8 protein-coding genes and 1 pseudogene are annotated in these 21,744 nt (G+C 68.4%); 3 read left to right on the top strand and 6 right to left on the bottom strand.

The annotated features are described in order from the left end of the window. Window positions 1-110: 110 nt before the first annotated feature. Together BW730_RS20520 and BW730_RS20515 are read right to left on the bottom strand one after the other, a co-directional pair. Window positions 111-560 (bottom strand): FumA C-terminus/TtdB family hydratase beta subunit, encoded by a 450-nt coding sequence (locus BW730_RS20520; RefSeq protein ID WP_471248209.1) that lies wholly within the window; start codon window positions 558-560, stop codon window positions 111-113. Between the two features lie 41 nt (window positions 561-601). Then, window positions 602-1,650: pseudogene (locus BW730_RS20515) on the bottom strand (fumarate hydratase). A gap of 739 nt (window positions 1,651-2,389) precedes the next feature. Between BW730_RS20515 and BW730_RS12810 the strand changes: the two are divergent. The 3 genes from BW730_RS12810 (at window position 2,390) to BW730_RS12800 (ending at window position 14,629) form a co-directional block, all read left to right on the top strand. Then, complete coding sequence (locus tag BW730_RS12810; protein WP_145952857.1) at window positions 2,390-6,802, top strand: prealbumin-like fold domain-containing protein; 4,413 nt, start codon at window positions 2,390-2,392, stop codon at window positions 6,800-6,802. A gap of 306 nt (window positions 6,803-7,108) precedes the next feature. Further along, entirely contained in the window at window positions 7,109-13,846 is a 6,738-nt protein-coding gene (locus BW730_RS12805) for a VWA domain-containing protein (protein WP_077686590.1), read from the top strand. A 162-nt stretch (window positions 13,847-14,008) separates the two neighbouring features. Continuing rightward, a complete protein-coding gene (locus BW730_RS12800; RefSeq protein WP_077686589.1) occupies window positions 14,009-14,629 on the top strand; it encodes a hypothetical protein in 621 nt (206 codons plus the stop codon). A gap of 444 nt (window positions 14,630-15,073) precedes the next feature. On the opposite strand, the gene BW730_RS12795 is transcribed toward BW730_RS12800, so the two are convergent. The 4 genes from BW730_RS12795 to BW730_RS12780 form a co-directional block, all read right to left on the bottom strand. Next, entirely contained in the window at window positions 15,074-17,818 is a 2,745-nt protein-coding gene (locus BW730_RS12795) for a beta-glucosidase (RefSeq protein WP_077686588.1), read from the bottom strand. A 9-nt stretch (window positions 17,819-17,827) separates the two neighbouring features. Further along, complete coding sequence (locus BW730_RS12790) at window positions 17,828-20,239, bottom strand: glycoside hydrolase family 3 C-terminal domain-containing protein (RefSeq protein ID WP_077686587.1); 2,412 nt, start codon at window positions 20,237-20,239, stop codon at window positions 17,828-17,830. A 160-nt stretch (window positions 20,240-20,399) separates the two neighbouring features. Next, window positions 20,400-20,930, bottom strand: coding sequence for a substrate-binding domain-containing protein (locus tag BW730_RS12785; protein ID WP_077686586.1), 531 nt, complete (start codon window positions 20,928-20,930; stop codon window positions 20,400-20,402). After that, window positions 20,927-21,376 carry a LacI family DNA-binding transcriptional regulator gene (locus BW730_RS12780; protein ID WP_077686585.1) on the bottom strand — a complete coding sequence of 150 codons (450 nt, stop codon included), beginning with the start codon at window positions 21,374-21,376 and terminating at the stop codon, window positions 20,927-20,929. The genes BW730_RS12785 and BW730_RS12780 overlap by 4 nt, the downstream gene beginning before the upstream one ends. Window positions 21,377-21,744 lie beyond the last annotated feature (368 nt).

The raw sequence follows: 21,744 nt of genomic DNA, 5'->3' as shown, positions 1-21,744 counted from the left end.
AGCTTGTCGAGGGGTCCGATTGTGGTCGGCTCTGCGCGCGGGCGGGAGTTGGTTTCGACGCGAGCTGCGGCGCTGCGCGCCTTGGCGCGGCTCAACCAGCGGGCCCGAGGCTAGATGCCCTCGCGCTTGGGGATGGTCAGCACGAGGGGCTTGTTGACCTCGGCGAAGAAGTCGTTGCCCTTGTCGTCGACCACGATGAACGCGGGGAAGTCCTCGACGTCGATCTTCCAGACGGCCTCCATGCCGAGTTCCTCGTACTCGACGACCTCCACCTTCTTGATGCAGTCCTGCGCGAGCCGGGCGGCGGGGCCGCCGATCGAGCCGAGGTAGAAGCCGCCGTGAGCGTCGCACGCGTCGGTGACGGCCTGCGAACGGTTGCCCTTCGCGAGCATCACCATCGAGCCTCCCGCGGCCTGGAACTGGTCGACGTAGGAGTCCATCCGGCCGGCGGTGGTCGGCCCGAAGGAGCCCGACGCCATGCCCTCGGGGGTCTTGGCTGGCCCGGCGTAGTAGACGGGGTGGTCCTTCAGGTACTGCGGCATCTCCTCGCCGGCGTCCAGACGCTCCTTGATCTTGGCGTGCGCGATGTCGCGGGCGACGATCAGGGGCCGGTCAGGGACACTCGGGTCTTGACGGGGAACCTGCTGAGCTCGGCGAGGATCTCGGGCATCGGCTTGGTGAGGTCGATCCGCACGACCGCGCCCTTGCCGGTGCCGGTGATGCCGTCGGTCTCCGCGTCCAGGTCGGCGTCGACCGTTTCGGGCATGAAGCGCGCGGGCTCGGTCTCCAGCTGCTCGATGAAAACGCCCTCGGGGGTGATCTTGCCGAGGCACTGCCGGTCGGCCGAACAGCTCACCGCCATGGCGATCGGCAGCGACGCGCCGTGGCGGGGCAGCCGGATGACGCGCACGTCGTGGCAGAAGTACTTGCCGCCGAACTGGGCGCCGATCCCGAGCTTGCGCGTCAGCTCGAGCACCTGCTCCTCGAGTTCGCGGTCGCGGAAGCCGTTTGCCGCCATCGACCCCTCGCCCGGCAACGTGTCGAGGTACTTGGCGGAGGCGTACTTGGCGGTCTTGAGCGCGAACTCCGCCGAGGTTCCGCCGATCGTGATGGCCAGGTGGTAGGGCGGGCAGGCGGCGGTGCCGAGCGCGCGGATCTTCTCCTCGAGGAACTTCATCATCGAGTCGGGGTTCAGGACGGCCTTGGTCTCCTGGAACAGGTACGACTTGTTCGCCGAGCCGCCCCCTTAGCCATGAACAGGAACTTGTAGGAGTTCTCGTGACCCTCAGCGGTGTCGGCGTAGAGCTCGATCTGGGCGGGCAGGTTGGAGCCTGTGTTCTTCTCCTCCCAGGTCGTCAGGGGAGCGTTCTGGGAGTAGCGCAGGTTCAGCTTGGTGTAGGCGTCGAACACGCCGAGGCTGAGGGGACGCTCGTCGGTGCCGTCCGTGAGGACCTGCTGCCCGCGCTTGCCCATGATGATGGCGGTGCCGGTGTCCTGGCACATGGGGAGCACGCCACCCGCGGCGATGTTGGCGTTCTTCAGCAGGTCGAGCGCGACGAACTTGTCGTTGGGCGATGCCTCCGGGTCGTCCATGATGTTGCGCAACTGCTGCAGGTGCGCGGGGCGCAGGTAGTGCGCGATGTCGTGCATGGCCGTCTCTGCGAGCAGGGTGAGCGCCTCGGGTGCGACCTTCAGGAAGGTGCGACCCTCGGGCCCGTCGATCAGTTCGACGCCCTCTGCGGTCAGCAATCGGTAGGGGGTCTCATCCTCCCCGATCGGCAGCATGTCAACATAGCGAAACTCCGGCATCGATCCTCCTCGAGACAACGTGGCAACATCTTCTCAGACGCGAAGGTGCCGGTCGTTGCCGGGTGAGGGTGCAAGCGGTAGCTGTGGTCGCCCGATGCCAGATCTCCTCCATGTGCGACAGCAAAGGCCTGGGCCCTCCACCGCCCTAACGCGCGCCTGGACGCAGCCAGATGTGGGCGTCGCGGACCCCGCTGCCGCGGCGATGTGCCGGAGCCGGCGGCGCGGAGGCGCCCGCTCGTTCGTAGGGGTGACGGAGCCCCGGGTTCAACTCCGGCCCTCTGGTGCGCCCATCCGACGGACGCCCTGAGGGTTCGCATCTCAGAGGTTCAGGAAGCGCCCGGTTCGGCGTCGCCTCGTCGCCCCGAGGCCGCTCCCGGGGTGACCCGTGGTGGGTGGTTGTCGCGGAGCGGGCTCACCCCTGCGGATGGGGCCTTCGTCGCCCGTTTGTCTGACTTGCCTCGCAGCACTTCGAGCCCGATCCTGGCCGCCGCGAGCTCGTTGAAGGTCAGGCCAATCGCTGATTGAGTATCGGGAAACCCGTGGGCCCCACGCCTGGCGCCCACCATCTTGGGGAGTGGCAATGCCAGCTACATTTTCCGTCGTTTCTCGTCTCCTAGTCGCGTGTACCCTCGCGCTGTCGATCGCCGCCCAGCCGGTGGTGGTGCGCGCCGATGAACCGGGGGACTTGACGCCGGGGGTCAGTGCATCCCCGAGCGCCGAGCCGATCGCAGACGAGCAGGCCCCGACGGAACCTGTGCAGACCCCTGCAGCGAGCGAGGAGCCCGCCCCTGACGCCGTCGAGACCGAGCCGGCCGCCCCGGAGACTGACGCCCCGGAGCCAGCCGCCCCGGGGACCGACGTCACGGAGCCCAGTTCCCCTGAGCCGCCCGTCACGGACGAGCCGTCGGAGGAGCCGGTCGAGGATCCGGCGCCCGTCGAGCCCCTGGCAGACGCGGTCGAGCCCGCTGCGGCGGACGCGCCCGCGGTCAGGGCCGCGACCGGGACGCTCCTGGGCGGCTTCGAGATCGACGGCGACCTGACACCGGGCACGATGAGCCCGGCGGGCCTGGACTGGGACTCCCCGGAGATCACATACGGCGAGTTCTTCGACGGGTTCGAGGACGCCACCCAACTGAAGGGCAAGGAGAACGAGCCCGACGGCTGGCAAGCGGCCGCTCCTGGGACCGCGCCTGCCAAGGGCGACTTTGATCACATCCGCTGGTACAGCCGGATCGTTGACGGGAAGCAGTACCTGTTCCTGTCGATGACCCGCGCCTCCGGTACCGGCAGCGTCAACTACAACGTCGAGTTGAACCAGGTGAAGGCCCCGGCCGGCCAACTCCAGCCGACCAGGACCGAGGGGGACCTCCTCGTCAGCGTGTCCCAGGGCGGCGGTGGGGCCTTCCACGTCTCCAGCGTCAGCCGCTGGAACGGCGCGAACTGGGTGAGCTTCGCGGCCGCGGGCGCGATCGTGGGCTCCGACAATGCCACTGAGCTGCCCGGCCTGGCGGTCAGCGAATTCTTCGAGCTCGGGATCAACATCACCGAGGTCGAGACCGACGCCGGGGCGGGAAAGTGCGACCGGGTAGCGTTCGAGCAGATCGACATCCGCACGCGAGCTTCCGACGAGGACAAGTCGCAACTCGGTGACCGCGCACGCTTCTCGGCCCTGGTCCCTGTTGACTGTCCGGTCCTCTCGATCGAGAAGATCAATGAGCAGGGCGATCTCGTGGCTGGCGCGACCTTCACCATCACACCCAACCCGGCCACGGGAATCGGGACCCTCACCGTCAAGGACGGCGCGGCCGCCGACCTCGACGACCGGGACGGCATCATCGGTCTGAAGTCCGAGGATGAGGGCGAGTTCACGGTCGAGGAGGTCGCCGCACCCGAGGGCTACCTGCTCCCGAAGGACCGCGCCCAGATCGTCCAACTCGCCTTCTTCGAGACGACCACCGTGGAGTTCGTCGACCCGCTCCCCTTCAAGCCGCTTACGATCACGAACACCGCCACCGGCGCGTACAGCAGCCAGTACGCGTGGACCATCGAGAAGTTGGTCAACACCACGCATCAGAACGTCCCGGGAGACACCGCCGCCACCTACTCCTACACGGTCAGGGTGGGGCAGGCCGGAGTGACGACGACGCACCTCGGCGTCACGGGGACGGTGAAGATCACCAACCCGAACGAGCAGCCGATGCGCGGCACCGTCGACGTGACCCTGCAGAACGACGCTGACGCCGTATGCACGATCGACGCCACCGACGCCGACCCGGGCGCGACCGGCATCCAGCACGACTTCCCCGCGGGCGTCACCTCGCTGACCTACACCTGCGAGGGTGCTGCGGTGACCGGCGTCAACAGCGTGGCGAGCGTCACCTGGAGCGCGGCCGACTACCCGGCCGACCAGGACGGCGTCGACCATCCCGAGGAGGCAGGCACGGTCAAGGCGACGGCAAGTGCGCCCGTCGCGTTCACGGGCACCGACGTCAACAAGACCATCACGGTGACCGACACCTTCCCCCAGTTCGGAGACGACTGGACCATCACCTACGACACCGACAGCCCGAGCAGCACGCTCTCGCGCAGCTACTCCGTCGCGCTCGGGGCCGATCCGGGCACCTGCTCGACGAAGGACAACACCGCCGCGATCACCGAACTCGACCTCGAGGACTCGGTGAGCGTCACCACGTGCGCCGGCGCCGACCTGTCCATCGACAAGCAGGCCGTCACCTCGTTCGCCCGCACCTACCTGTGGGACATCGTCAAGACCCCCCGTGGCGACGGCCCTTACGCCACCGATGCCGACGGCAACGTCACCGTCACCTATGACGTGACCGTCACCAACACCGGCTCGGCGGACAGCAACTGGAAGATGGACGGCGAGATCACCGTCACCAACCCGAACGACTGGCAGGACGTGACGGCAACGGTGAGCGACGAGGTCGCGCTCGGAGAGGGTGCGACCTGCACCGTCACGGGCGCCAAGGATGACCCGGCCGCCGTCGACCTGGATGCCGAGAAGGACGGCTTCCAGGTTGTCATCCCGAGGTCGAAGACGATGGTCTTCGAGTACGAATGCATGTTCACCGAACAGCCCGACTACGTCGGAAGCAACACCGCGAAGGTGACCTGGGACGCCGAGGCCGCCTCGACCCCCCTCGGCGCCGTGCAGCACCGGATCGAGATCGTCGAGGACGACTGGACCCAGACGCCCATCAACGACGAGATCACGGTGGAGGACAGCCTCTACGAGTTCGATCCTGCCTGGACCGTCAAGGCGGGCGGGGAGCCCACAACCCGGGAGTACCCGGTGACCTGGAAGGTGACCGAACCCGGCACCTGCCAGAGCTTCGACAACACCGCATCCGTCGTGAACCGGACAGAGACCCTCGACTCGTCGACCGCGACGATTGAGGCGTGTCGCCAGGCCGACCTGACCGCTGACATCGACGCATCCGCCTGGTTCTCCAGGACCTTCAACTGGTCGATCGACAAGAACCTCGCAGAGGGCCAGGAAGCACAGGTCTACGCCAAGGCCGACGGCACCGCGAGCATCGACTACGAGGCAACGGTCTCGGTGGTCGGTCACACCGACGGCAAGTGGCGGGCCGACGGCTCCGTCGAGATCACCAACCCGAACGACGTCATGAGCGTTCGGGCCACCATCGAGGTGCAGGCCGACCACGGTGGCGTGTGCACCGTGGACGCGGTCGACGTCGACCCCGAGGTTGACGGCGTGCAGGTCGACATCGCGGCCGAGCAGGTCGTGCCCGCCGCGTACACATGCACCTTCGCCGACCTCAGCGAGAGCGACTACGGCGACGTCGCAGTCTCGGCGACCGTGGCATGGGACGGCGGCGCGACGAGCACCGACGAGGTGCCGGTCCCGTTCGCCACCTACGACGCGGACGCCTGGGCCGCCAACCGTGAGGTCGCCGTCCACGACGACCTCGGGGACCCTGCCGGGGAACCCGAACTGCTCGGCACCGTCAAGGCAGACGAGGCTCCCGTCACCTTCTCCTACACCCTCGACCTTGAGGGCATCGAGTCCGAATGCCTGCTGGTGACAAACACCGCGTGGGTCCTCCCCTCGGTGACACCGGAGATCGCGGTCCTCGTCGACGCAGGCCAAGGCCCCGACCACGCCCTCGCCACCGACGAGGCCGAGGTGAGCGTCTGCCCGCAGTCGCCCCTGACGCTCGCGCTCGAGGGCGCTGGCACCTTCGACAGGGACTACCACTGGAGGATCACCAAGACGGTCGACGCCGCGTCCAAGACCGTGACCGCGGACGGGAAGGCCGAGTTCGACTACGTCGTCCAGGCCCTGCCCGACGGGTTCAGCGACGCGGGCCACGCGGCGGCCGGGGCGATCACCCTCGCCAACCAGAACACCGAGGCCGTTTCGGTGACGCTCGGGACGCTGACCGGCCCCGCGGGCATGGAGTGCTCCGCCGAGGCCACCGACGCCGACCCCGAGGCTGACGGCCTCCAGGTCGTCGTCCCCGCCGAAGGGACAACCAAGGTCGACTTCCGGTGCACCGGAACCCCGGCCGCTCCCGACGCATCAGCGGCGTCCGTCACCCTCACCTACGTCGACCTGACCGGGGACGAGCACTCCCTGTCAGCGACGGTGCCCGTCGCCTTCGCGCTCGCCGGTGAGACCGACAAGACGGTGACGGTCTTCGACGACCTGACCCAGCCCGCCAAACCGCGCGCCGAGTTGGGCACGGCCACCTGGAACGCGGAGGGCACCGCCACACAGTTCGCCTACCGGCTCCAGGTCTGGTTGGCCTCCGGCGACCTGTTTGATGAGTTCACCAACACCGCGCAGATCGGCGAGAACGGCCCGAAGGCCTCGACCACCGTCACAGTGCTGCGGGCCAAGCCGACGCCACCGAAGACAGGCGCGGAAGGGCAGGGGGACGCCGTCGCGCTGCTCCCGTTCCTTGCCGTCGTCGCCGCCGCGGCGTGCCTTGCGAGGCGCCCATGAGTAGCCGAAGCTGAGACGGCCGGACGGAGGACCCGGCAACAGTGACGACGCGGTTCCGCGACCCCGAATCGGGTCGCGGAGCCGCGTGCCTGTCCGGCACGTGAGACGGATCTCCGTCGGTTCGTTTCCGCATTCACTAGGGACAAGGCGCATTGTCTATAGCCAATGCTCGAACATCCGTTGCCGCGCCGCCGCGCGCCCCCCTATACTCAGCGGCAGGTGGGGGCCGTGCCGTGGTCCCCGCACACTGGGGGAGTGGCCATGTTGCCGACGTTTAATGCCGTTTCGAGATTCTTGACCGCGTGCGTGCTGGTGACAGCCATCGCCGCGCAGCCGCTGGTCGGACGCGCGGATGAACCGACGCCCACACCGACCACCTCGGCGACTCCGTCGGTGGAGCCGACCCCATCGCCGAGCGCCTCCGCCGAACAGTCCCCGGCCGAGCCAAAGGACGCGAAAAATACAGACGCCCCCGCGGACGCGTCCAAGGGCGACGGGCGTGAGCCGTCGCCGACGCCCGACGCCGCTCCCCGTGCGCTCGCCGCGCCGGCCGACATCATGCCGCTGGCGTCCAACACCTCGACCGACATCCGGGTGACCGCTCGCGTGACGGCACAGCCGCTCGGCACTGCGGGCACCGTCGGAACCAACTACGCGAACACGGTGGGCGCGAAATTCCAGCTCTACACCTACACCACCCAGGCGGCCGGACCCCAGAACCCCGTGTCGGACTCCTGGGCGACCTGCACGATCACCACCGATGGCAACTGCATCATCAACGTGCCCAACACCAACAACGGCGGCGCCAACGCACGTAAGCAATTCTGGGTGGTCCAGACCGCTGCAGGCTCGGGCGCGTACTTCTCCGACCAGTTGCGCACCGGTAGCTACAACGGCCCGTCGGACGTGGCGTACCAACTCGGTCTGACCCCGTCGATGTCGCCCAACTCCACGATCGACATGCCCCGCGTCGGGAGCCAGCCCTCCGCTAACCTCGGCTCGTTCGGCGCGGTCGCCAACTCCCTGAACAACCCCCCACTGATCTCCACCTGCACCGCGGGACTCAAGGTCGCCCTCCTGATGGACCTGTCCGCCTCGATCTCGTCTAGCCAGCGGACCACCTACAAGAACGCCATCATCGGCTCGGGCGGGCTCTACGACTCCCTGATGAACACCAACTCGTCCATCTCCCTGTTCACGTTCGGCACGGACTCGCCTGCGGGCGGCACGACCAACTACCCGGTGCCGATGGCGCTGACGGCGGCCAACCGGAGCACGTTGGAGAGCCGGATCAACACGTCGACGACTGGGACACAGTCCACCAACTGGGACCGCGGCCTCCGCACCGTGGCCGCCGCAAACGCCACGCACGGATATGACCTCGTGCTGATGATCACCGACGGCGCCCCGAACTACATCGCGACCTCGACCGGATCGGGCTCGACGTCGGTCAACAGCTACGACGTGACCCAGCGGTCCCTGGAGGCCGCGATCTACTCGGCCAACGCCATCAAGCAGAACACCAGGCTCGTGGCGGTGGGGGTCGGCAACGCCGTCTCCGGTGACGTCGCCCGCAACCTGCGGGCCATCTCCGGCTCGGCCGTCAACAGCGACTACTTCCAGACGGCGGACTGGGACGTGCTCAACACCCAGTTGAAGGACATCGCGTCCGCCGCGACCTGCCAGGTGCCGATCTCCATCACCAAGGTCGTCACGGATGTCAACGGCCAGAACCCGACCCCCGACAGCGGATGGACCGTCACCGCCGTCCCGGGCACGCCGAGCGCCGGCACCGGGACCCTGACCCCTAGCCAGACATCGCAGGTCACCGGCTCGGGAAGCAACGCGCCAGGCAAGGCGACCTGGACGCTCGCCATGACCGCCGAGACCGCAAGCGTCTCGCTCAACGTCGCCGAGAACGCCCAGTCGAAGCCCAACTACTCCTTCGCTTCAGGCGCATGTGTCGTCAACCATGCAGACGGAACCGCGACGACCCTGAACATGACTGGGCCGAGCCTCAACCTCACCGGACTGGTCGTCAACGACAACGTGTCCTGCACATTCACCAACAAGGCGAACCCGGCGTCGCTACAGGTCGACAAGGAATGGGTGATCAACGGAACCACCTACACCCACGCGGCCGCAGCCTCGGTCCTCTCGCAGTACGGCGCCTCCGCCAGCCCCGTGGTTGCGCCCCTACCGAACGGACAGAGCGCCGCGTTCGGGTCGACCATCAACGGGTACGCCATCGGGACGAGCGTCAACATCAACGAGACCATCGGTCTTGGACAGTGCACGCTCGGGTCGAAGCGGTACACCAACGGCACCTCTAGCGGGGTGCTGCCCGCGGCGGGCCTCAACGTCGTGCTTCCCGCTGGGAAGACGACCGTCAAGCTCACCAACACCCTCACCTGTGGCGCCACCCTGCAACTGGTCAAGAAGGTCACCAACGACAACGGCGGCACCGCGACCGGTGACGCCTGGAAGCTGTCCGCGGTCAAGTCGGGCGGCGCCACCAACCTGGTCGACGTCGTGACCGGAACCGCGGCCGCGACCCGACAGGTCGAGCCCGGTAGCTACGCCATCTCCGAGAGCGGTGGCGCCGCAGGTTACGACTGGACGGCGCTGACCTGCACGAACCGCGGGACGGCCATGTCTGGCCCGAGCCTGCAGAACAAGTCGGTGACCCTCGCGCCCGGCGACCAGGTCGTCTGCACCCTGGTCAACGACGACAAGCCGCTGGAGGATCTGCAGGTCACCAAGAACGTGGCAGGCACCTTCAAGCGCTCCTACCTCTGGGACGTCGAGAAGTCCGGCCCGACCGAGCGGATCTACGCCGACCCTGCCACGGGCAAGGCGACCGCGACGTACAAGGTCACGGTGACGCCGACGGGTACCGTCGACTCCGGCTGGGCCATGGTCGGCAAGATCACGGTCAAGAACCCCAACGCGTGGCAGGACGTCAAGGCCACCGTCACCGACCAGGTAGACATCGGCGGCGGCGCGACCTGCACCGTCGTCAACGGCGTCGACCGGGTGATCCCGAAGGGCGAGAGCGTCGTCTTCGACTACACCTGCACGTTCACGAGCCAGCCAAGGTACACCGGCGTGAACACGGCAACGGTCACCTGGCCGCGAGTCGGAGCTGCCACCCCGACCGGGACCGCGACGGGCACAGCCTCGATCGCCGGGGACTCGTGGGCCACGTCGCTGTCGAACGCGTCGGTCACCGTCACCGATGACCACCACACGTTCAACCCGGCCTGGGTCGTCAACGCCGCGGACGGTGAGCAGTCCAAGGAGTACAGCGTCGAATGGCAGGTCACCCAGCCGGGCACCTGCCAGTCGTTCACCAACAACGCGACCATCACGGGAAGCGACGGCCTCGTCGACTCCGCCGATGCCACCGTCGAGGTGTGTCGGGGCGCAGACCTCACCGTCAGCAAGACCGTCTCGGCCTCGCTCGACCGCGGCTACGAATGGACGGTCGTCAAGAACGCCACCGGCCAGCAGCCCTTCGCGGCCAACCCGGCAACGGGTGACGTGACGGTCGGCTACGAGGTCGTCAGCACCGCAAGCGCAGGCACCGACTCCAACTGGAAGGCCAACGGCCGGATCACCGTCACCAACCCCAACACCTGGCAGGGCGTCGCGGTCACCCCGACCGATGTCGCCGACCTGGGCGGCGGGGCCACGTGCACCATCACCGGCGTCGTCGGCCCGCTGGGCCAGGTCACCTCGGTGACGCTGCCCCACACGGTCCCCGCGTCCGGCACCGCCGTCTTCGTCTACGAGTGCGCCTTCACCGGTAAGCCCTCCTACGACGGCACCAACACCGCGACGGTCGCCTGGGACAAGGACGCGGCGCACACCACGAACGCGACCGCGACCGGCACCGCGCCGATCGAGGCGGCCGACTGGCTGGTGACGCTCCACAACGAGACCGCCACCCTCACCGACGCCCACGCGCCCGCGCCTTGGACCGTTGCGCTCGCCGACTCGCCCCACACCGAGAAGTACTCGGTGACCTGGAACGTCGGGACCGCAGGGACCTGCAAGGACTTCGACAACACCGCAGCGCTGACCGGAAGCGACGGCTTCGCCACCTCGGACACCGAGCGCATCAAGGCCTGCCGCGGCAAGGACCTGAGCGCCAGCCTGACCTGGTCCGGTGCGCTGCAGCGTTGGCACACCTGGAGCATCGACAAGGTCGCCCCGGACGGGCCGTTCTACACCGACGCCGAGGGCAACGTCACCGTCGATTACTCCGTCGCCGCGGAGCCGAACGGCTTCGATGACAAGTCGTGGACGTCGGCAGGAACTGTCATCGTGACGAACCCGACTGACTTCCAGGACGTGCTCGCCACGGTCGCCGTCGCCGACAACCTCGGTGGCGGATCGGTGTGCACCGTCGCCGGGCCTGACGCCGACGCCGCCACCCCCGGCTTCCAGATCCTGGTCCCCAAGGGAGCCTCGGTCACCCGTGGCTACACCTGCAGCTACCCGACCAAGCCGTCCTACGCCGGCACCGCGACCGCCACCGTCACCTGGGACAAGGCGGCGATCGCGAGCCCCAACGGCAGCGTGACGGGCACCACCCCCGTCGCGGCGGCCGCCTGGGTCGTCACGCAGAAGAATGACTCCGCCGTCATCACCGACCCGGCCGTGCCTGAGCCGTGGACGGTCGACCTTGCCGGAGGCAAGGTCACCAAGGACTACTCCGTGGTCTGGAACGTCGGAGCCGCTGGCACGTGCAAGGCGTTCCCGAACAAGGCGACCCTGGTCGCCGACGACGGCTTCACCGTCGACGACTCGGCCACCATCGACGCCTGCCGCGGCGCCAACCTGACCGTCGACAAGAACGTGGTCAACTCGTTCGACCGCTCCTACCTGTGGAACATCACCAAGACCCCGAAGGGCGACGGGCCGTTCACCGCGGACCAGGAGACCGGCAAGGTCACCGTCGGCTACGACGTGACGGTGACGCCGACCGGTCACGAGGACGGCAACTGGGTCATGGAGGGCGAGATCACCGTCTCGAACCCGAACTCCTTCCAGGACGTCTCGGCGACGGTCACCGATGAGGTGGCCTTGGGTGCTGGCGCGTCGTGTTCTGTCACGGGTGTGAAGGACGAGGCCGCGGCCGTCGACGCCGATCCGGAGAAGGCCGGGTTCCAGTACGTGGTCCCGCGTTCGTCGAGCGTGGTGTTCACCTACGCGTGCGCGTTCACGGATCAGCCGGACTACACGGGTACCAACACGGCGAAGGTCGAGTGGGATGCCGCGGCCGCACATACTCCCGCGGCCTCGGCGACCAAGGTCGTCGACGTTGCTGAGTCGGGCTGGTCGCAGCATCCGATCAACGACACCGTCACCGTCACCGACAGCAACTTCACGTTCGATCCGGCGTGGAGCGTCTCGGTCGCCGACGGCGAGCAGAGCAAGAGCTACGAGGTGACGTGGACCGTCGAGAAGGCTGGCACCTGTCAGGAGTTCCCCAACATCGCGACGATCTGGGGCGGTGACGTGCCGCTCGGCAGCGACAGCGCCACGATCGAGGCCTGCCGCGAGGCCGACCTCACCGTCTCCAAGACGGCGGGTGGCTCGTACCAGCGCGAGTTCCGCTGGAGCATCGACAAGAGCCTCGCCGAGGGCCAGAGCGACACCGTCACCGCGGACTCCGACGGTAAGGCCAGCATCGACTACGTCGTGACGGCCGACGTCGACGGCTACACCGACAGCAACTGGAACGTCGCCGGGGCGATCGTCGTCACGAACCCGAACGACTTCCGCAGCGTGACGGCAACCGTCGCCGACACGCTCAGCGCGGGTACCGGTACCTGCACCATCCGTGACGTCGAGGACGCCGACCCGGAGGCCGACGGTTTCCAGGTTGACGTCGCGGCCAGCGACTCGGTGACGCTGAACTACCAGTGCGACCTCACCGCGCTGGACGAGGCCGACTACGAGACCCTCACGAACCAGGCGACCATCACCTGGGACGGCGGCTCGGCAACCACCGAGGCCATCCCGGTCGAGCTATGGATGAACGAGCGCAACCAGTCGGTCTCCGTGATGGACGACCTCGGCGACGCCGATGCGGAGCCCGAACTGCTCGGCATCGTCTCGGCCGATGACGCGCCCGCGATGTTCGAGTACACCCTCGAGTTCGAGGGCATCGACGCCGCGTGCGAGGTCGTGGAGAACACGGCATGGGTCCAGACCCGCATCCTCGCCCGGGCACCCGCAGCGATGGTGCGCACCGAGTCGTCGGTGCTCGCCTCCGACACGGCAACCGCGACCATCTGCCCGCAGGCGCCGATCGGGCTGAGCATCGACGGAGCGGGCAGCTTCGACCGCGAGTACCTGTGGGAGATCGCCAAGAACGTGGACGCCACAAGCAAGGTCGTCCAGGGTGGCAAGGCCGAGTTCGACTACGTCGTTGACGCCATCCCTGCCGGTTACCGCGACGGTGGCTTCGGGGCGAGCGGCACCCTCGTGCTGACCAACCCGAACGAGGTCGACGTCATGGCGACCATCGCCAACCTGACCGGCCCCGCTGGCATGGAGTGCGCTCTGCCCGCCAGCGATGCCGACCCGGAGACGCCCGGTCAGCAGGTCGTGGTCCCGGCGGGCGACGAGGCGAGCATCGCCTACTCGTGCACCGGCACCCCGACGAAGGCCGACGACTCCACCGTCGCGGCCGAGGTGACCTATGTCGACCTGACCGGTGGCGAGCACTCGCTCAACGCCAGCGACGCCGTCGCGTTCGACGTGGCCGGTGAGACCGACAAGGAGGTGACGGTCTTCGACGACCTGACTCAGCCGGACAAGCCGCGCACCGAGTTGGGCAAGGCCACCTGGAATGCCGAGGGCACGGCGATCTCGTTCAGCTACCGCCTGCAGGTGTGGCTGGCGCAGGGCGACCTGTTCGAGGAGTTCACCAACACCGCGCAGATCGGCACTGACGGCCCGAAGGCCTCGGTGACGGTCACCATCACGGGCAAGAGGCCGCTGCCGCCGAATACCGGCGCCGCCGGCTGACCGTCCCGACAGGTCCACCGGTGACCGGTTGACCGCCTGACGAGCGACGGCCCAGGGGAGAGATCCCCTGGGCCGTTCGCCGTCCTCGGGGGCGCGGGCGATCGGAGCGGTGACGGTGGGCGAACCCCCCTGCTGGCGCCGACCCCGTGCGACGATGTTCGCGTGCTCATCACCAAGGCGACGGCCGACGGCATCCGGGAGGGTCGGATCACGACGCAGTACCGGCGCTGGGACGCGCCGCGGGTGAAGGCCGGAGGCACCCAACTGACCCCGGCCGGCCTGATCCGGTTTACCAGGGTCACGCGCGTGCCCGACCTCGCCAAGGTCAGCGACCGGGCCGCGAAGGTAGCCGGGTTCAAGGACGCCGACGCGCTGAGGAAGATGCTGCGGCCGCGCGACCCCGACGCCCCACGTCGCGAGCGGTCGGCAAAGGGCGGCGAGCACGTCTACCGGATCCAGGTCGAGTGGGCCGGTGAGGATCCACGGCTGGCCCTTCGCGAGGCGGCCCCTGGAGACGACGACCTGGCCGATCTCGTGAGGCGGCTGGACCGTCTCGACAAGCGCCCCACCGGCGTATGGACGGTGGACGTGCTGATGTGGATCCGCGACAACCCGCGCGTCGTGTCGAAGGTGCTGGCCGCCGAGCGGGGCGTCGACCTGCTGCCGCTGAAGGTCGACATCCGAAAACTGAAGGCGTTGGGCCTGACGATCAGCCACGACGTCGGCTACGAGTTGTCGCCGCGCGGCGCCGCATATCTCGAGTGGCGCACGGCACAAGGCTGACCCGCTCCGGGCGGTCGAGGCGCTGGACGACCCGCGGGAAGAGGCGGCGTGGGACCGTCGCTGGCAAGGGTTTGAGCATGTTTGGTAACTCGTTTGCGATTCGAACGTTCAACAAGGCCGCGCGCGGCAAAGAGCAACCAAACATGCTCAACGACATACCCGCACCGCACCCCGCCACCGGACGGCGGGAGGAGACGCGGCGGCGCGGGCCGGAACCGTGTTCCGACCCGCGCCACTCATTCCCCCCGGGGATCACTCAGGCAGGCGACCCCCGATCACTCAGGTAGGTCGTCCTCCGATCACTCCGGTAGGTCGTCCTCCGATCACTCCGGTAGGTCGTCCTCCGAGCACTCAGGCGGGTCGTCCCTCCGATCACTCCGGTGGGTCGACCGCCGAGCACTCAGGCGGGCCGTCCCTCCGATCGCTCGGGCAGGCGATCCCCGATCACTCGGGCAGGTCGAGCTCCGTCTGCAGGAGCACGAACAGCGTCGTGTGCACCCGGTCGCGCAGCCCGTTGGCGATCCCGACCGGATCGTCCTGGTACGCCTTCTCCAGCTTCTTGATGTTTCCCGTCGGGGTCAGCATGTCGAGCATCAGATCGTTGCCGTGGCGCACCGCGAGGGTCGGGTCCATGAAGTCCCCGAGCACCGCGTCGGTGCTGACCAGGCCCTCGAAGCCCCACTCGTCGCGGAGGACGTCGCCCAGCAGTTCGGGGTTCCCGCCCGCCCACTTGTGGCCGATGTGCGAGAAGCTCGACATCGCGCCGCGCGGCGCCGCCTCCTTCACCGTGATCTCGAACGGCCGCAGGTACAGCTCGCGCATCGCCTGCTCATTGAGGAACACGTTGATGCTGGAGCGGGCGTTGGTCTCCTGGTCGTTGACCACGAAGTGCTTGATGAAGACGATTACGTTGCGCTCCTCAGCGCCCGCCGTCATCCCCGCAGCGATCCGACCCGACAGCAGCGGATCCTCCGAGTAGTACTCGAAGTTGCGGCCGCCCTGAGCGGTGCGGTGCAGGTTCATGCCGGGCGCGTACCAGCCGTGCACTCCGTACGCGTTGGCCTCCTGGCCGACGGCGTCGCCCATCTGACGTGCCAGGTCCTCGTTCCACGTCGCCGAGATGACGGCCTCCGTCGGGTAGGACGCGGCGGTCACCTTGCCGAACAGGAAGTTGATCCCGGCCGGGCCGTCGAGCAGGACGGCGGACGGCACCCCGAGGCGCTCGATGTCCTGCGTCTTGTAGGCGCCGCGCTCGAACACGTCCATCAACTCGTCGAGCGTGAACTGGTCGAGGAACTGCTCCCAGCGCGGGTCGTCGAAGGCGGCGCCCTTGAGGTCGCCCAGCGCGATGCCGTTGTCAGCCCCGAAGATGGGCAGGTCGCCCTCGGCCTTCGCGGGACGCTCCGTCATCGCGGCCAGAAGCGCGTCGGAGGCGGTCAGGTCGGTGTCGGCGCCGTCCGGGTAGGTCCCGGCCCAGTCGGAGCGCGACAGGTACGTCAGGTCGCCGTCGGCGTAGCCGAACCGGTTCTCCAGCTTGGTGCCCGTCACCTCGTCGGTGTCGTAGACGACGTCCGTGGCGACCGTGTGCGTCAGCACCGTCTCGGCGTCGTGCACGTCGTGGCCGACCTTGACGGCGTAGTCGCCCGCCTCCAGCACGTAGGCCTGGCGATCTCCCATGTCGTAGGACGACATGTCGCGGACGGGGAACGTGACGGTCACTGTCTCGGACTGTCCGGGTGCCAGGTCGGAGGTCTTCGCGAAGCCCGCCAGTTCGATGGCGGACTTCTCGATGCCGCCCTCGGTGTAGGGAGCGGAGAAGTACACCTGCACGACGTCCTTGCCCGCGGCGTCTCCGGTGTTGGTGACCTCGACGGGCACCGTCACCTCGTCTCCGGTGACGGCCGCGGTGCCTGCCTTCCAGTCGAAGTCGGTGTAGCTCAGGCCGTGCCCGAACGGGAACTGGACCGCGTCGGCGTAGCCTGGCTCGTCGCCGAGGTAGCGGGTCTCGTAGTAGCGGTAGCCGACGTAGATGCCCTCCTCGTAGTTGATCAGCGCCCTGCCCTTGATGTTGTCGTACTTGTAGTCGCCGAAGTTCTCGGCGGCGGGCGCGGTGGTGACGTCGTATGCGTAGGTGTCGGTGAGGTGACCGGACGGGTTCACGTCGCCGGCGATGACCTTCCCGAGGGAGACGGCGCCCACCGGGCCGGGGGTTCCGATCCACAGCGACGAGACGATCTGCGGGTACTCATCGAGGAAGCCGAGTTCCATGGTGTTGCCGCTGTTGACGACGACGATCACCTTGTCGAAGGCGCCCGTGACCCGGTCGAGCAGGGCCTTGGTGTTGGCGGGCATCCGCAACTGGTCCGTTGTGAAGTCAGAGGCCTCCACGCCGCCGTTGCCGACGACGACCAGGGCGACGTCCGAATACTCCTTTGCCTGCGCGAGGGCCGCGTCGCTCAGGTAGGTCACCTCGGGCTCGTCAGGCTCGGGCGCGCTGAACATGCGCAGCAGGATGGACAGCAGGCCGGAGTCGCTCTTCTTGTCGGGGTCGGCGCCCTGCTCGATCATGAAGTCGTAGAGCGTCTCGTTGAAGGCGACGCCCGCGTCGGTCAGGCCCTGGTAGAGGTTCTTTGAGCTGGACTGGTCGGCGCCACCGGAGCCGCCGCCCCCGTAGCGAAGCGCGAACGACGAGAAGCCGAACACGTTGACGCCCTTGTCGCGCAGCGGGAGCGTCCCGTCGTTGCTGAGCAGGACGATGCCCTCGTCGGAGATCTGTTCGGCAACCACCGCCGCGTTCTCGCGGGCCGCCTTTCCTGCTGCGGTCGATGAGTCGATGGGGGTGTCGAACAGGCGGGAGAGGTCGCGGACGTATGGCGTCACGAAGGAGGCGAGCAGGGCGACCACCAGGAGGACGGCGATCCAGCCGACCGCGCGCCGCGGCCGGTGCCACACCTTGCGGTACATCCGGTCGTGGCGCTTGGCGAGCTTCTTCTCCTCGCCGGTCATGGCCTTCACGTCTGCCTTGCGCTGCTTGGCCGACGCCTTGGCCGCGGCCTTGTCGGACGCCTTGGCGGCGGCTCGGTCCTCGGGGGTCATCGCGGCCAGTTCGGCCGACCGCTCCTTGCGGCGTGCCTTCTCGGCCGCCACCTCGTCGACGACCCGGGACTTGGTCTGCTTTCTGGTTTCCATGTGCTTTCCTCAGTTGTGGTCGGTGCGACGACGGTCGCGGTTGGCGGCGATGAGGCGACGCAGCCCCTTCACCGGATGGCCGTTGATCGCCACGAGCAGGGCGTCGAGCATCGGCGGATTCACCCGGCCCCCCGACATCCGCGAGACGTTGCGGAACGGGAGGTCAAGGACGAAGTGGGTGTAGTTGGCCTCGATGGGTTTGTTTGCCCGCATCAGGACCCGGCGCGTCAGGGTGACGGCCCTGACGAGCAGGCGGCCGAGGCCGCGGCGGTCGGCGCCCTGGGCGAGGATGTCGTTGTAGCCGAGGTCGGCTTCCCTTCTCCAGTCGGGGTCGGGGAGCGGTCGGCCGAGCAGGGTGCTGAACTCCTCGGCGGTGACTGCCTTCACCTCGCCCGAGTGGTAGCGCGGCAGGTCGTCGGCCGAGTAGGGGAAGTCCGCCTCGTCGCCGTCGACGTTCACCGTCGTGCTGAGCCGCAGGTCGCGGGAGGAGGCCCCGACGAGCACCTCGCGTTCGCCACCCTCGGTGACGAACCGGTCCAGATCGACGTTGAAGTAGTCGAAGGCGTGCTCGCGCAGCGCGATCGTCACCCGGTGTGACTCTCCTGGGGCCAGGTCGACCTTGGCGAAGCCGGCCAGTTCCTTCGCTGCGCGGAAGCCGCCGTCGGCCGCGGCGACGTAGACCTGCACGATCTCCGCCCCCGCGACGGCTCCCGTGTTGGTGACGGTCACGGTGACGGACTCGGGGGAGGCGGTCAGGTCCGAGTAGTCGAACCGCGTGTAGCTGAGGCCGTGACCGAAGGGGTACTGGACCGGCTTGCCGAGGGTGTCGTAGTAGCGATAGCCGATGAAGATCGAGTCGCGGTGCTCCGCCGTGGCCTCGCCGCGGGCATACGAGGCCGAGGAGGCCACGTCTCCGTAGCGGATCGGGTAGCTCTCGGCGAGCTTCCCGGACGGGTTGACGGCGCCGGTGAGCACGTCGACGATCGCCTCCCCGCCGCCCTGGCCGCCCAGGTAGCCGTGCACGATCGCGTGGACGTCGTCTGCGAACGGCAGTTCGACGGGGGCGCCGCCCGACAACACGACGACGATCCGACGCTCGAGGGCGATCAGTTCGCGCATCAGGGCGAGTTGGTTCTCCGGCAGTCGCAGGTGCGTGCGATCGAGCCCCTCGGTCTCCGCGGCCTCGCTGAGGCCGAGGAACACCACGACCACGTCGGCGCGTTCGGCGAGCCTGACGGCGCGGGCGAGCCGCTTCGGGGAGGCGGCGCCGAGGCGCGCGAAGCCCGGCTCGTAGCCGACGACGTCGCGACGGCGACGCAGTTCGGTGAGCGCGGCGCTGAGTCTCGTCGGGTTGACGAGCGAACTGCCTGCGCCCTGGTACCGCGGCGTCTCCGCGAAGTCGCCGATCACGGCGAGGCGCTCCCCGTCGAGCGGCAGCGCCCCGCCGTTCTTGAGCAGCACGATGGAGCGGCGGGCCGCGTCGACGGCCCTGGCGTGCGCGGCGTCCTGGTCGAGTGGGGCGCTGGCGTCGGTGGCGACCGCGTCCCGGGTCCCGAACACGACGGTGAGGACCTCGTTGACGCGGCGGTCGAGGGTCGCCTCGTCCAGGCGACCGGAGGTGACGGCGTCGACGACCTCGCGGTCGGTCACGCCGTCGGCCGATGGCATCTCGAGGGAGCCTCCCGCCTCGATTGACGCGACCCGGTCGCTACAGCCGCCCCAATCGGAGACGACCATGCCGTCGAAGCCCCACCTGTCGCGCAGCACCTCGGTGAGGAGGTAGCCGTTCTCGTGCGCGAAGGTGCCGTTGACCCTGTTGTACGAGCTCATGATGGTGCGCGGGCGGCCCTGCGTGACGGCCAACCGGAATCCCTCGAGGAAGATCTCGTGCAGCGCCCTGGTGTCGACGATCTCGTCGACGCTCATCCGGTGGGTCTCCTGCGAGTTCACCGCGAAATGCTTCGGGCAGGCGGCCACCCCGCGCCCCTGCACGCCGCGGATGAACGCGGCCGCAAGGGTGCCCGACAGCAGCGGATCCTCCGAGAAGTACTCGAAGTTGCGGCCTGAGAGCGGGTTTCGCTTGATGTTGAGACCGGGGCCGAGCAGCACGCTGACGTCCTCCGCGGCGGCCTCGGCGCCGAGCGCGTCGCCGACCTCCTCGAGCAGGTCAACGTCCCAACTGTTGGCCAGCGTCGCGGCCGTGGGGAAGCAGGTCGCGGGGATCGACTTGTTCAGCCCCAGATGGTCGGCCTTTCCTCCCTGCTTGCGGACCCCGTGCGGCCCGTCGGTGAGCATCATGGACGGGATGCCGAGCCGGTCTATCGACTCGGTGTTCCAGAAGTTGGCGCCGGAGGTGAGCGCCGCCTTCTCCTCGAGGGTGAGTTGGTCGATGAGCGACCGGTGGTTGAGCGTGCCTGTCATGCCGTGATCCTCTCCGGGATGGTTGTGTCTTCGACCGTGCGGAAGGACGTTGAGGTCGAGGGGGTCGATTCTGGGCGTGCTTCGCCCGGCTGAGATGGCATGGGGTTCCTTTCCGGTCGAGCCGACGTTGGCTCGTTCGTGGCGGTCGGGGAAGGGTTGGTCAGGCGGAGGCGCGCTCGACGATGCCGAACAGGGCCCCCGCCGGGGGTTCAGGTTCGTCTGCGAGGCCGAGACGGTGCAGCACCGCGGAAGCGATCCAGGAGGAGCCGCCGTCGACGTCGAAGCCGACGGTCGTCAGGGGAGGGTAGGCCACCGCCGCGGCTGGGATGTTGTCGCAGCCGATCACCGCGATGTCGCGGGGGCAGGAGAGGCCCGCCTCGCGGATGCCGAACAGCACCGCGAGCGCGATCTCGTCGTTGTAGGCGCACACGGCCGTGACCCCGTCGCGGTGCCACCCGGCGATGATGTCGGCGGCGCCCACGCCGTCGCGGGCGAACTCGGCGGCGACCGAGCCGTCCAGGCCCCTTTCGGTGCAGGCATCGGTGAACTCGGCCCTGCGTGGCAGGACGCCGAAACTGCCGGAGTCGACGACGTCTGCGAAGGCGAGCCGCGCGTGACCGCGGTCGGCGAGGGTGGCCACCTGGATGCGGCTCATGGAGAACTCGCCGTCCTCCTGCGTGAACCCGATCACCTGGAGGCCCGCCTGGCGGAGCCGGTCGCCCAGTTCGCCTGCGGGGGGAAGGCCAGGATCGCGGCCCGCGGGTTGAGGGCGGTGATGGCCTCGACGGTCGAGTCGAGGTCGCCGGAGACCTGCAGCACGGTCGTGAGTACTCCCCGCATGGCGAACGCCGTCGACATGGTCGCCACGGCTGCGGTGGTCATCTCGTTGTGGGGGAGGTGCGACATCACCATGACGATCGGGCCAGCTCCTCCGACGAGCGAGCGCGCCGCGACGTTGGGCTGATAGGCCAGGTCGTGCGCGGCCTGCAGCACGGCGGCCCGGGTCTCGGGGGTGAAGCTGTGCCCGGGCTTGTCGTTGAGGATGTAACTGACGGTGGCGCGCGAGACGCCGGCACGCTTCGCGACATCCGCGCTGGTGGCGGGTCTGCTCGGGGACTGCGACGCCGATGTGGCCATGCATCCAGAGTACGCGACGGTGGTTACGCGCGTCAATTACACGTGTAACTATTCGGTAACGCTTGGTGGTGGTTGAGCCATGTCGAGCGCGGTGTTGGTTGAGCCATGTCGAGCGCGGAGGGTTGCCCGCTGGTTGAGCCATGTCGAGCGCGGAGCGGTCGACATCGGTCGAAACCTGGTGACGTTCACGGGGGACTGCCTTCGGGGGTCGAAACCTGGTGACGTTCACGGGGACTGCCTTCGGGGGTCGAAGCCTGGTGACGTTCACGGGGACTGCTGTCGGGCGTCGGCTGGGAAGTCGGCGCGGTGGAGGGTCTGTGCGCATCGTCCGGAGGCTTCGACCGATGAGGTCCGCTGCGCGTCCCTCA

It is taken from the genome of Tessaracoccus aquimaris, assembly GCF_001997345.1.
Taxonomy (GTDB): Bacteria; Actinomycetota; Actinomycetes; order Propionibacteriales; family Propionibacteriaceae; genus Arachnia; species Arachnia aquimaris.
The sequence above is the reverse complement of the archived record's forward strand: the minus strand, read 5'-3'. Positions and strand labels throughout refer to the sequence as shown.

What these genes read in the sequence shown, in the direction of transcription:
- BW730_RS12810 (WP_145952857.1), top strand. Translation starts at nt 2,390, where the DNA reads ATGCCAGCTACATTTTCCGTCGTTTCTCGTCTCCTAGTCGCGTGTACC.
- BW730_RS12795 (WP_077686588.1), bottom strand. Translation starts at nt 17,818, where the DNA reads ATGGAAACCAGAAAGCAGACCAAGTCCCGGGTCGTCGACGAGGTGGCG.
- BW730_RS12790 (WP_077686587.1), bottom strand. Translation starts at nt 20,239, where the DNA reads ATGACAGGCACGCTCAACCACCGGTCGCTCATCGACCAACTCACCCTC.
- BW730_RS12780 (WP_077686585.1), bottom strand. Translation starts at nt 21,376, where the DNA reads ATGGCCACATCGGCGTCGCAGTCCCCGAGCAGACCCGCCACCAGCGCG.